The 12,410-nt window shown below is 27.6% G+C and carries 12 protein-coding genes and 1 pseudogene; 9 read left to right on the forward strand and 4 right to left on the reverse strand.

Annotation, left to right across the window (positions count from 1 at the left end; all coding sequences use genetic code 11):
- Nucleotides 1-134 precede the first annotated feature (134 nt).
- A complete protein-coding gene (locus tag ACWJJ7_RS17310; RefSeq protein ID WP_462963191.1) occupies nt 135-347 on the forward strand; it encodes a hypothetical protein in 213 nt (70 codons plus the stop codon).
- Between the two features lie 89 nt (nt 348-436).
- Nucleotides 437-928, forward strand: coding sequence for a nucleoside-diphosphate kinase (gene ndk / locus ACWJJ7_RS17315; RefSeq protein WP_462963192.1), 492 nt, complete (start codon nt 437-439; stop codon nt 926-928).
- A 73-nt stretch (nt 929-1,001) separates the two neighbouring features.
- Here the strand turns inward: ndk and ACWJJ7_RS17320 are convergent, their stop codons facing one another.
- Both ACWJJ7_RS17320 and ACWJJ7_RS17325 read right to left on the reverse strand, forming a co-directional pair.
- Nucleotides 1,002-1,361, reverse strand: coding sequence for a hypothetical protein (locus ACWJJ7_RS17320; RefSeq protein WP_462963193.1), 360 nt, complete (start codon nt 1,359-1,361; stop codon nt 1,002-1,004).
- Between the two features lie 44 nt (nt 1,362-1,405).
- A complete protein-coding gene (locus ACWJJ7_RS17325) occupies nt 1,406-2,884 on the reverse strand; it encodes a nicotinate phosphoribosyltransferase (RefSeq protein WP_462963194.1) in 1,479 nt (492 codons plus the stop codon).
- A gap of 157 nt (nt 2,885-3,041) precedes the next feature.
- Here ACWJJ7_RS17325 and ACWJJ7_RS17330 point away from each other — a divergent pair, with 157 nt between their 5' ends.
- Both ACWJJ7_RS17330 and ACWJJ7_RS17335 read left to right on the forward strand, forming a co-directional pair.
- Complete coding sequence (locus ACWJJ7_RS17330) at nt 3,042-3,176, forward strand: hypothetical protein (protein WP_462963195.1); 135 nt, start codon at nt 3,042-3,044, stop codon at nt 3,174-3,176.
- Between the two features lie 334 nt (nt 3,177-3,510).
- A complete protein-coding gene (locus tag ACWJJ7_RS17335) occupies nt 3,511-4,281 on the forward strand; it encodes a DUF4062 domain-containing protein (protein WP_462965034.1) in 771 nt (256 codons plus the stop codon).
- 47 nt (nt 4,282-4,328) lie between these two features.
- Here the strand turns inward: ACWJJ7_RS17335 and ACWJJ7_RS17340 are convergent, their stop codons facing one another.
- Both ACWJJ7_RS17340 and ACWJJ7_RS17345 read right to left on the reverse strand, forming a co-directional pair.
- Complete coding sequence (locus tag ACWJJ7_RS17340) at nt 4,329-4,502, reverse strand: hypothetical protein (RefSeq protein ID WP_462963196.1); 174 nt, start codon at nt 4,500-4,502, stop codon at nt 4,329-4,331.
- A gap of 45 nt (nt 4,503-4,547) precedes the next feature.
- Nucleotides 4,548-4,658: pseudogene (locus ACWJJ7_RS17345) on the reverse strand (hypothetical protein); the annotation flags it as partial.
- Nucleotides 4,659-4,963: 305 nt separating this feature from the next.
- Here ACWJJ7_RS17345 and ACWJJ7_RS17350 point away from each other — a divergent pair.
- From ACWJJ7_RS17350 to ACWJJ7_RS17370, 5 genes are all read left to right on the forward strand, one after another.
- Nucleotides 4,964-5,527 (forward strand): hypothetical protein, encoded by a 564-nt coding sequence (locus tag ACWJJ7_RS17350; protein ID WP_462963197.1) that lies wholly within the window; start codon nt 4,964-4,966, stop codon nt 5,525-5,527.
- A 343-nt stretch (nt 5,528-5,870) separates the two neighbouring features.
- Entirely contained in the window at nt 5,871-6,785 is a 915-nt protein-coding gene (locus ACWJJ7_RS17355) for a DUF6414 family protein (protein WP_462963198.1), read from the forward strand.
- A gap of 1,000 nt (nt 6,786-7,785) precedes the next feature.
- Nucleotides 7,786-9,402, forward strand: coding sequence for a potassium channel family protein (locus ACWJJ7_RS17360; protein WP_462963199.1), 1,617 nt, complete (start codon nt 7,786-7,788; stop codon nt 9,400-9,402).
- Nucleotides 9,403-9,547: 145 nt separating this feature from the next.
- Nucleotides 9,548-12,046, forward strand: a complete 2,499-nt coding sequence (locus ACWJJ7_RS17365; RefSeq protein ID WP_462963200.1) for a YecA family protein — start codon at nt 9,548-9,550, stop codon at nt 12,044-12,046.
- 124 nt (nt 12,047-12,170) lie between these two features.
- The gene (locus ACWJJ7_RS17370; protein WP_462963201.1) at nt 12,171-12,383 is read left to right on the forward strand and encodes a hypothetical protein; all 213 of its coding nucleotides are present in this window, start codon (nt 12,171-12,173) and stop codon (nt 12,381-12,383) included.
- Nucleotides 12,384-12,410: the final 27 nt, after the last annotated feature.

Consider the following 12,410-nt stretch of genomic DNA (forward strand, 5'->3'; position numbering starts at 1 on the left):
AATTTGTATATTTTTGTCTATATATTTATATGTGAAATTCAACAAAAGCACTTCAATTTATTGCTAAGATGTCTTATAATGTTATAAGAGTAATGATGTTACCTAAATAACAAATTATGGGATGAGGTGATGAAATGTTACAGTGTGATTTTCTGACAACTATAGAAGAAGAAGTAGACTGCTTTAAGGAGTGTGCATTACATAAATGGGTGGATAATGGAGGGGAATGCCCATTTGATGAATTGAGAAATTATAAACCATTTGATATTAAAAATATTTCTGATTATGATTTATTTAGTGATGATAAAAACTCACCACTTAGATTGATATACAAAGAAACATACTAGTAGGATTATTATTGAAAGTTTGTGTATAATATCTAATAATAGGATATAATTTAGTTTATAAATAATACAATGTGGGGAAGTGAATTTAAATGGAAAGAACTTTGGTTTTAATTAAACCAGATGGAGTTAAACGAGGACTTATTGGGAAAATTCTTAATCAATATGAAGAGAAATCATTAAAAATTGTGTCGCTCAAAATGATTACTGCTACAAAGGACATCGCTAAAAAGCATTATAGTGAACACGCAGGAAAGAAATTTTTTGATGAGTTAGTAAATTATATTACTGAAGGTAAAATGTGTGCAATTATTTTAATGGGTGAAAACGCTGTTGATGTAGTACGCAAAATCAATGGGGATAAGGATCCCGTAAAAGCAGAACTCGGCAGTATAAGAGGGAAATTCACTTTGGGTAAAACTCAAAATTTAGTTCACGCCTCTGATAGTATTGAAAATGCAGAACGTGAAATCACAATTTGGTTTCCAGAGCTCACGACATTTCAAAAGCTTACATACCAAGATCAGTATAAGGGAACTGTTGATTTGTTTACAAAAACCGATGGTCGATTAATAAATGTATAATTTTAACTAAAAGGCTAACCAATATTGGCTAGCCTTTTTAAGTATTTCCATATTAATAACATGTTACATGTTATTAATGAGAACCGCAATGCCCAGAGCAACTATTACAGGATTGTTTGCCAGCACTAGAACAATGCTTCTTAGCATCTTTTGGCAATAATGTTTTAATCCAAAATCTAGAATCTTTATAGGCTATTGTGAGTTCATTTATGTTTTCTAAAAGAGTTTCATCATATAATATTGGTAAATTATCAATATTATTTTTAATGTCTCCTGTTTTAAAATTGTCTAAGTAAATGTCAACTTTTGCAGTTTTGCAACAACCGCTTACGTACACAAATCGCACGCTATCATAAACATCGTCAAGTTTAATCATTTCCATAAGATTATCAAGAGCAATTTTTGAAAGTTTGATTTTTAAAGGTTGTGCCATAAGCCCTCCTAGTATACCTCTTGTGGATAACGAATATATTCCTATTACTCCTCGAGGGTTTCAGAATAATGAGTTAGTAAACCTTGCTTTAGGTTCCATAAATTCCAAGAAAGATCCACATAATATGCATGGGGATTATCAAATCTTAAAACTTCAGTCCATAATTTAGATACTTCTTGTTCAGAAAATGCTTTTATTTCCATAACAGACGGAGATTCATAAATCTGCTGTCCATTTTCAAATAGTTTAACCATAAGTTCTTTTACATAGTAATGTTTAAGATTTTTCTTTTTCCAGGTATAAACTGGATTAAATATTTCAAGTGGTCTACTTTCATCGATTTTTTCATCATGTAAGGTAATAAAATCTGCAATGGCCTTGTGTGATGTTTTATCAAAAATTCTATATAATTTTTTAAAAGCAGGATTGATGATCTTTTCTGCATTCTCACTAATTTTAATTTTTGGTATTATTTCTCCATCATTCTCAACTGCAACGAGTTTATAAACACCGCCAAACACAGGTTCCGATCTTGCAGTAATAAGTCTTTCACCAACACCAAAGTTATCAATTTGTGCCCCATTTTCCAAAACACCGCTTATAATATATTCATCCAGTGAGTTAGAAACCGTAATCTTTACATCTGAGTATCCAGCTTCATCTAATATTGTTCTAACTTTTTTAGTTAGATAGGTAATATCACCACTATCAATTCGTATTCCTATAGGTCTTTTACCCATAGGTTTAAGTACATCATTAAATACTTTTATGGCATTTAGAATACCAGAGCGTAGTACGTTATAAGTATCTATAAGAAGTACACAGTTATCTGGGTAGGTTATAGTCCAAGCTTTAAAGGCATCATATTCAGTATCGAAAAGCTGTACCCAACTATGAGCCATAGTTCCAATGGCTGGAATATCAAACATTTCTTCAGCGATAGTGCAAGCAGTACCAACACAACCACCAATAACAGCAGCACGTGCTCCATATATAGCACCATCATAGCCTTGAGCTCGCCTAGAACCGAATTCCATAACAGGTCTACCCTTTGCAGCCCTACATATTCTACTCGCTTTAGTAGCTATTAAAGTTTGGTGATTTATTGTGAGTAGTATCATTGTCTCAACAAATTGAGCTTGTATAATAGGTCCTCTAACTGTAACTAAGGGTTCACCAGGAAAAACAGGATAACCTTCGGGTACAGCCCATACATCACAAGAAAATTTAAAACCCTTTAGATAATCTATAAAATCATCTGAAAAATCATTTTTGCTTTTTAGATAGGATATATCATCATTTGAAAATTTTAAATTAGAAAGATATTCAAGTAATTGTTGTACCCCGGCCATAATGCAATATCCACCACCGTCAGGTATTCGTCTAAAAAACATATCAAAGTAGGCAATTTTATCTTGAACATTATTATCTAGATAACCGTTTGCCATAGTTAATTCGTAAAAGTCTACCAGCATTGTTAGGTTTCTTTCATTCCTCACATTAAAATCTTTTGAGTGTTTCATAATTTTTCCCCTTTGAAATTTAATAAAAGTATATAATGAAATTATAACATAATTATATATTAATGTTTACATAAGATTATTAAAATAGTGATTTGGGTATAAACATAATATATGAGCAATTTAAAGTAGGTGGATGAAAGTGGAGATAAAACATAATATGGATAATAAAATAGTAAGCAAGAAAATAAATTCGAAATTAAGTAAAGAGCAAAAGGATGCTGTTTATTCTGTTAACAGAAATTTATTAGTAACAGCAGGACCGGGTAGTGGTTATCATTATTTCAATGTATAAAAATATTAATGATATAGAACGACCATAAATAAACAGGTAGAGGGGAATAACATATGAGGGTAAGCTACTTATATGTTATTTTAGAACATAGATGTTTAAAGGGTTTGTAGAACTTATAGAGATATCATTATTAACACACCTCATATGCTGTAAAATGTAGTGAGAATAAGGGTTATACGGAGTAATAACATGTGAGTGTATACTTATATGTTATGTTTATATTTAAATTATACTTTTGTTGTACAAGTGATTAGGAGGCAAAGTTAATGGATAAAAAGAAATATCAAATTTTTATAAGCTCAACATATGAAGATTTAATAAAAGCATAAAAAAAATTCAGGAAACTATTCTATCCATGTACCATTTTCTAATAGGAATGGAGATGTTTAGTGCAGGGGATGATGAACAATGGGAAGTAATTAAGGATACAATAGATAGTTCAGATTATTATGTTGTTATATTAGGGCATAGATATGGTAGTGAGACTTCTGAGGGAGTAGGCTATACTGAAAAAGAGTATGATTATGCAAAAGAAAAAGGTATCCCAATATTAGCATTTGTTAGAAAACGTGATATCGCACTTAGAGAAAGTGAAAGAGAAGATAAGCCAGAAAAGATAAATAAGTTAACTAATTTTATAACAAAAGCAACAAATAATAAAATGTGTGATTTTTGGGAGACTAATGATGATTTAGTTTCAAAGGTTTCAGTGGCTCTTTATAAGCAATTTAATAAAAAACCTCGACCTGGATGGATAAGAGCTGATAATGCAGATTTCTCAAAGATATCTAATGAATTAATGAAGTTAAATCAAGAAAATAGAGATTTAAGGGAAGAGAATGACTCTTTAAAAGATAAGTTGAGAGTAAAAAAACCTGTTATTAACTTAGAAATAAACCATAAAGAAATAATTAGGTTAGAGTATCTTAAAAAAATTGACACAGTTAAATATAAAATAACAAAATTAAATTATGAAGATATACCAATGTATTTAAAAGAGTATGTTAATGAAGAAGAGATAAATTCATATAACAATGCATTACCTCAACAAGATGATATAGATAAATACAATAAAGAAAAGATGCTATATATGAGCTATAAATGAGCGAATTACCTAACAAATTATTCCATTAAGAATTAATGTCAATTATCCTAAGCTATTTTTAGTGTTTTAAAAATAGCTTCAAGAGAACTTCCTAGGTCAGCTTGGTTAAAGATCCAGGATACTCGTTCTTTTTTAGATTGATTTCTTGCACTCTTAATTCCAACGTTGAAATTCAACGTACCATTACTTACTTCTAATTCACAGTATACGTAGGTAATCATTAGTAACAAGAAATATCTATTTATACTACGGTTACTTCTTACTTGGTAATGATTTAAACCAAGATATTTTTTAGTTTCTCTGAAAAAGGTCTCAATTGGCCATCTGAATTTATAGTGATTTAGGAGTTCTTCAGTTGTGATAGTGGTATCTAATATAGAATCATACCATTAGCGGTAGGGAATTTTCAAGTGAGGGTTAGTATTATGTGTGAAGAATATGAAGAAGCGTGTAAATATTTGATACCCATTACTGTCGAAGAAGTTTAATAAAGAAAATAAATAATATCAAATAAGGAAATAGATTTATTTAATAGGTATTACTAAGAATGAGAATATCATCAGGAGTTACAATTATGGGACAAGCTCAATATGCATGGAATTAAAGTATAATATGTGATTAAATCATTTATACATAGCTATCGTCGTTAACAAAAACATTTATAAAGGGGGATGTGTTACAAATGTATAATATTATTCCTTTATTATTAGTTTCCATATATATTATTTCCACTATATTTCCGAATATATCAAATAAACTTGGTGGAACATCAACTATTATAAGTTTTGCTTCAGCCATTTTAACATATATCTATGTTGTATTGACTGGAGTAACGGTGAGACAAATGAAGAAAACATCTGAAGATGAGTCGCGTCCATATATTATTGTTGATATAGAATTTACTAACCAATTGGCTTACTTTGTAATAAAGAATATAGGTAAATTACCTGCTAAAGAATTAAGGCTACAAGTTACTCCTGATATTAATTTAGTAACGAAAAAGACATTAACTCAGCTATTTTGTAATCCAATTTCGTTAGTTCCACCTGGAAAAGAAATTAAGACTGTTATAGATGTTAGCCATAGTTTTTTAAATGATGAAAATCCTAAGGTTTATGATTTTGAAATTAAATACAAATGGGGGAGCAAACAAAAATCAAAAGAAATTATACAATTGATGTGTCATTTTATAAAAGCATTGTTTATAGTGAAGAAAAAGGTATTAGTGACATTGCTAAATCTTTAGATAAGATAAGCAATAACTTTTAGAAATAGTGAATCGAGATGGATATTTAATTATTTGTAAAGAAGATAAATGAAAAGAGAAAATGGCTGGATGGAATAAAATATATTAATATAAAAAAATGGGATTTAAATAAAGAATTGCAATATTTTTTTAATTATATATTTATATTAAAATTGATGTTATGATATAGCATGTAAACAAGCTATAAATTAAAATGGAATTACATTATATTTAACAATTAGTAAATTAAAGAAATACAAACTTATTATAAGTGCGAAATTTAATAGAGAACGAATTTGGTCTATTGGACGTTGCTAATATTGAAAAGAAAGGATGTAGAACAATGAAAGATAATTTATGTATACCAATTTATTTAAATGAAAAAATTGTATTTGATTTATTAGCAATTATTGAAGACGGTTTTTCTCAAATTAGAGAAGTAAAAACATCAACTTCAAATCAAAACAATGTTAATGGGGAAATTGATTCGTCTGTAAAAAGCAGTAATATTCTTTCAACATTATTTGGAGTTACTTTGTCTGCAAAATTAAATGGAGATAAAAAAAATACTGAAAATGAGGAAAGTAAACAAGAAAAGGTACATACTAATGTCTCACTGTTTTCTAAACTACGTAAGACTTTAATAAATGAAGAAATACTTAAAAAAGGGTTTGGAGATAAATTTAATATTAAGAATGTAAAAACAGGGGACTTTGTGGAAATAGAAGGGATGTTAAATAAGAGCCCTATGATAGAAACAATGGGAACATTTCTTGAAGTATATAATACCTTCAAATGCTTTGTAGATGAACCCACACTTGGTAATAAAAAAAGTTCTAAAAATCAAAAAAGTGAAGAAGATAAAGTATTTGAGCAGATGAAAATAATATATGAAGATTTAATTAAAACAAATACGGTAGATTTATTAGTTGATGTTGAAAATAGTATCAATATCAAGGTTCTCTTATCAGCTCAATTAACCCATTTTATAAATGGGTTTGAATCTGAGTTAGATGATGGTAAATATCGTATATTAGGTAAGGTTATAAAGATTTTTGATGAAAATGAATCAATAAATCTTTTTAGGAAAACAAGCTTTAAAATACTTCAAGATACAGTTCTAAACACTATCATTGATGGTATGAATAATTCAATGAAGGGTAATGGAAGTGATGCTACAGGAATACAAATACCCAAAATAATTAGCAAAATTACTGGACCTGGTATTAGTATTATACCGATTGCTATTTATGCCTAAATATGATTGTTACTAACGTAGAGCGACCAGTAATTAAAGAATAATATTAAGCTTGATAAAATTACAATTTTGTTATGGTAAAATTAGAATATATTGTTACATAAACAAAAAAATGAATATAATTGTGAATGTTTTGGTAAATGTATATAGTAATATATATGCATTTATATGGAATTAGTAGAATACATAGAGAAATAAAAAAGAGCTATTTAGCCGATAGCTCTTTAAAAAAACCTTAACTATTGAAATGTGTACTCCAACTTTGTATTCTTCTTAATTATACCATTAAAAACTACTTTTAAACCATATACAAAAGTTTTTAGCTTTTCTTTTTTTTGAATTTCGTAATTCAATGATAGAATTTACAACTAAATGTAAGTCCATTGTATATATCATATACTGGGTTAACATTGTAAAGGCGCCACTTATAAAATGTAGTCGGGTTATAGGAAACGAGAATGTGTTAAAAGGGGAATCAGTATTGGTGTCCATCAAGTATATGGTTAACAATTGTAAGTCTCTTAGCTCCTACTCTTTGAGTAATATTAGGGTTAAATTCACACGAACCGTTGAACATCTTCTCGCCAACATTATCAGCCCTGTCCAGATAATATTTTTCAATTCATTTTCACCAATCTTACGGGAAATATAGTCATCACAAGCTTTTTTAATCTCATCAATGAGTACTTAAAAATGGATGATAACCCTGTGCTTTTCACAAGTTTTTTAGAAGAACTTCAAAAAATACTTGAATTGCATTAATATGTAAATTAATACGCAAAACATGCTATAATAGTTCTAAAAGTTAATGAATTTATTGACATTGAAAAGCACTGAAATTTAATAATGAGAAAAGAAACAGGCAGGTATGATGTAATTGATAAATTCTTTGGAAAAATTCATTATTAGCATATGTGAAATAATCGTTATATTCATAGATTGACTAAGAATTCTTGATTTTAAAAATTGCAAATCATAGTTATAATTGAGGTGTGAAAATTTGAATGAGGACAAGATAATTGATAAGCTCTTTAAATATATTACAATTAAAAGTAAATTAAGTTATTCAATATTTTGGAACATATATGGGGTATCAATAGAAGATTACATACAGAGTACTTTAATAAATGGAGAGTATTGGATGGACTTTGAGCAAGAAAATTATAAGGTGCTTAATCCAAATGAAAACAGGAAAGAAATTCAATTTCAAGATGGAAAAATAATGAAAATATGTGATTGGTGGTATTATGGAGTAGGTAAATTAAAAAAAAGATTATTTGAGTATGATAATAAGGCAGAATTCCTGGGAAGGTATTGTAACTTTTCTGGTACTTCAATATCTGGTAATGCTATTGATGAAGACTTTTGCAAAATTTATGAAAATGGGATATTTTATGATGTAGATTTTGAAGATTGTGAATTTAAAGATTTGTATAGAACTGATGGGTTTAAAAGTAGTTACTATAAGAATTGTAAATTTACTAATGTTGAATTCGATGTACCTTTTCTAAATAATAGTTATTTTAATAAGTGTGAATTTAATAAATGCAGAGACTTACGCTCTCAAGAAGATTCTTTGGAAGGTGAAGAGTGGAATGAACGTGTTTATAAAGACGTGGGTGTGGATTTTTCAAATAATATTTTTAATAGATGTAAATTTGGGTTTAATTCGGTTCAATCATTAATATTTGGAAACACTTTTAATTTTACTGATTTTAAGATGTGTCATTTTTCACATACTGCATTTTATTATAATGAGTTCAATGAATGTAATCTTGAGAATGTAAGTTTTGAGAATAGTGGGAATAAAATTATTTTATCGGATGTATATGATGTCTTATTTTGCAATAAACAGATAAAGTGCAGTTTGAAAGATGTTAATTACTCAAATGCCATATTACTTAATCAGACCTTTGAAGGGAATAATTATGATAATAATACTGAATTCTCCCTAAAATATTATGATGATTTTAAAAAGATTCAAACGAATTTAAATGAAGAAGAACTTAATTATATGAATCAAGGATTTAATGGCATGGATAAAAAAGAGTATATTAGGTCATATATGAATTTGTACTATAACTTATTTAAAGAATATAAGAGTACGGTTATGACCAAAGAAGCATATGAATTTTATTATATTTATAAGTGTTTAGAAAAGGATTTAAACCTACAGCAACTTATAGAATGTTGTACTATAGATAATATTATTAAGTGCGTTAAAGATTGGGTATTGTATAAAACGTGTGGATTTGGAGAAAGACCTTCACGTGTACTTCGTTTGAGTGTTTATTTGATTTTATGCTGTTCTTTACTATACTTATTTTTAGGCATAGATAACAATAAACAGCCCATTCTATATATAGGCGTATATCACAATTTAGATGCAATTTTTCCACATGGCTATAACATAATAAATGTAACAATAAATGGATTTATTTCAGATTATGTAACCTGTGTTTATTTCAGCATAATAACTTTGGCTACAATAGGATATGGCGATTATATTCCTTTAACTTTGGGGAGTAGAGTTTTAGTTTGTTTTCAAGCAATAACTTCAATGATATTGGTAGCCTTATTTATGGGGATTATGATTAGAAAGTCTTTTAGAGATTAAATTATAATGTTAGTGATATATTGATTAAAAATGAGTTAAACACGTAAGCAGAAATGAAAGAGATCTCTGATGGGGCTTATATCTACAATATTATCAAAAAATGGTTCAATAATAGAATATGTTAAATAAAAGGGGGAAGCATTAATTGGAAGATATACTGACAAAATGTTCTAATTGTAATGAAGAAGCGTATATTTATGAAAATAAAGGTAAATGTCCTACATGTGGAAAAATCTTAGAAATGCATGGGAAATTTAATGATGGTAAAAATAATAATATTAAAATTAATCTTGATTATAATTATATCAGTTGTGACTGTGGAAATACTCTTAACTATAATGAAATGGTTTGTGACAAATGTGGACAAGAACAAAATATTACTAAGGGCAATATGGACCCTAATGTTAAATTAAGAAAAGAAAATTTTAAAGAGATTTTAGATTTAATTAATACTACGGACATAGGTATAAAAAAATTAAGAAGAGAATTAAGTAAGGGTGATATTAAAAAAATATTATACGAAGACTTTTTTAAAATACTTCAATTTAAAATTGATGAAATATGTAAACTAACAAATAAAAAAATATTTGAATATTTATCATTTGTGACGGAAGTGATATCGACTGAGGAAACTAAAGATAAAATAGTTGAAATAAAAGTGTACATTGATGATTTTTATAAAATATATAAAGATTTGTTAATGATAGAAGTACCTTATATGTGGGAGAATTCATATAGAAGAATATGTAACGCTGTTAGAAGTTTTTTAGATAGTTATAAATTAATTATAATTAGTATAGTATCAGAAACAATAAATGTAGCATTTTATAATAATGAGTTGGCTCAACAAAAGATGGATTCAGCAAGTGAAGAATTAGAAGTATTTTCAAATATTATTAATATAAAAGATTTAGAAATAAATTTTGAGTTAATTGAAGAAGGAAATATAAATACACCTGTAATAATGCTTATGATGATGGGTGGTAGTAACAAATATAATCTAATAGGGGAAGAATTTAATGACTTACAGTTTAGCACATATAAATATTTTAAAGACTTTTTACCATATGAATTTGAATATTACACTTCTTTAAAACAACCAATATTAATTAAGTTATCATCTTATAAACTTTTGAGTATGACAACATTTTTAGAGTATAAATTTATAGAAAAAATTAAAATTGTAAATAGCTTATTAGTAAAAGCGAACGAAATAAATTTTCCCGAACTAAAGAAATTTATCGGTGAATTCAAATTAAAGTATATATATGCTTTAAAAATAGTAAATGATGTAGCTCAAGATTGTATATTAAATTTTTCATACTGCAAAAATGAAAAAATGTTAATCAGAAATGCTATGAAGTGGTATAAGGACTTGAGTGAGGGTGTCTATAGAGATATTTCATCATTAATTATTGCGTGTGCGAATATAATAAATAAAAAAGATTTAGATTATGAGTATATTCTGGAATGGATGGGATTCCCTGATAAATTGGATTTCCTTGAAAGTAACAAAAAGTTAAGGCTTAATAAATTAGCAGATGGCGTTGAAAAAATACTAAGGCATTCTGAAGCTCATGTGGATTATGAAATAGATGATATAAACAAAGTTATATTGGTAAGGAATAAAGTGAACAGGACAAAGGTAATTAATGAAATTACTTATACATATGAAGAATTTTTTAAAGTACAGATAGAATTGCAGGAAACAATATTTTCAATGATAGCGGGAATAGAGTTATTTATTTCTAATAATTATAATGACTACGAATGTTTTTCGTCAGAAGTAGAAAAGGAATTAAGCAATGTATATGAGGTAAATATGTTAGAGTATACATTCCCATTGGTGGGCATAGTTGATATAAAAGAGTCTTATGATGATGATAAAAGAACTTTAACAATTAAAGGGTGTAGTATAGATAGAAAAGATAGAGAGTTACTTGAAAAAGTCATATCATGTGTTTCGCCGATTGTGACGAAAAGAACTGAAATAGATACAGTAATTATAAAGTTATTTGATGATGAAAATAAAGCAATAGGTTCAGTCGAAATAATTACTAAATATATCAAACAATATTTTCAAGTGGATATTAAGTATAAAAAATATGAGGCATTATTGACATTAATGTCAAGAAAAATAAACTACTCATATAACAATTATATTAAAGAAACTGGTACATATGGATTCAAAGCTATATTAGCTATAATCCAATGGTGCATGGATTTAATTAAAACAGTAAATGAACTGAACTATAAAGATAACTATATAAAAAGTTTGAAAGATATTAAAGAGGAACTCAACTATAGTATTAACACAATAAATGAGTGTATGATTTTTGTAAAGAATAAAAGACTTTTAGAATATACAATAGAAATAATAAGTGGTTTTATTAATGGTATTGATAAGGGGATTGAAGGTAAGGTTAAAGATTCACTAATTAATAATCGGAAATCAAAATTATTGTACCAGAAAGTATGTAACCAAAGTGCTGAAATTTTTGGAACTTTAGGAGAAGACGAAAAAATTACATCACTTTTAGATAATATTGAATATATTAATAATCATGTTAAAGTAAAAGTCGGAAGAAATGAGTTATGTCCATGCGGGAGTGGGAAAAAATATAAAAAATGCTGTGGTCGTTAAAATAATAAGAAATATATATATAAAATTTAAAATACATGTTTTTATGTGTTTTTTTATAGGCCCGACACTATTGAATAAAGATAACAATAACCCACAATATCTATGAAAAGCTTAATTTTAGGCTATGTTAGACAATATTAAGGATATAATATATAATAGTAAAATAATCGCAGTTGTCATGTTAACCCCTTTATACGTGTGCATTAGAAGAAACAATCAAAGAAATTATGTAAGCAAAGTGCCAGAAGACGTACTACATAATTACAATAAATCTAATCTTAACATAGATTATTCAGAAGGCTTTGATGAAATTCTAAAAATTGAATATCCATATTAACATACTTGTATATAGGACTCAATTTTA

The sequence above is a fragment of the Clostridium sp. CM042 genome (genome assembly GCF_055080995.1).

Bases quoted from the DNA above. Each gene is read 5' to 3' on its own strand.
- ACWJJ7_RS17310 (WP_462963191.1), top strand. From the start codon at position 135: ATGTTACAGTGTGATTTTCTGACAACTATAGAAGAAGAAGTAGACTGC.
- ndk (WP_462963192.1), top strand. From the start codon at position 437: ATGGAAAGAACTTTGGTTTTAATTAAACCAGATGGAGTTAAACGAGGA.
- ACWJJ7_RS17320 (WP_462963193.1), bottom strand. From the start codon at position 1,361: ATGGCACAACCTTTAAAAATCAAACTTTCAAAAATTGCTCTTGATAAT.
- ACWJJ7_RS17325 (WP_462963194.1), bottom strand. From the start codon at position 2,884: ATGAAACACTCAAAAGATTTTAATGTGAGGAATGAAAGAAACCTAACA.
- ACWJJ7_RS17330 (WP_462963195.1), top strand. From the start codon at position 3,042: ATGGATAATAAAATAGTAAGCAAGAAAATAAATTCGAAATTAAGTAAA.
- ACWJJ7_RS17340 (WP_462963196.1), bottom strand. From the start codon at position 4,502: ATGATTACCTACGTATACTGTGAATTAGAAGTAAGTAATGGTACGTTG.
- ACWJJ7_RS17350 (WP_462963197.1), top strand. From the start codon at position 4,964: ATGTATAATATTATTCCTTTATTATTAGTTTCCATATATATTATTTCC.
- ACWJJ7_RS17355 (WP_462963198.1), top strand. From the start codon at position 5,871: ATGAAAGATAATTTATGTATACCAATTTATTTAAATGAAAAAATTGTA.
- ACWJJ7_RS17370 (WP_462963201.1), top strand. From the start codon at position 12,171: ATGTTAGACAATATTAAGGATATAATATATAATAGTAAAATAATCGCA.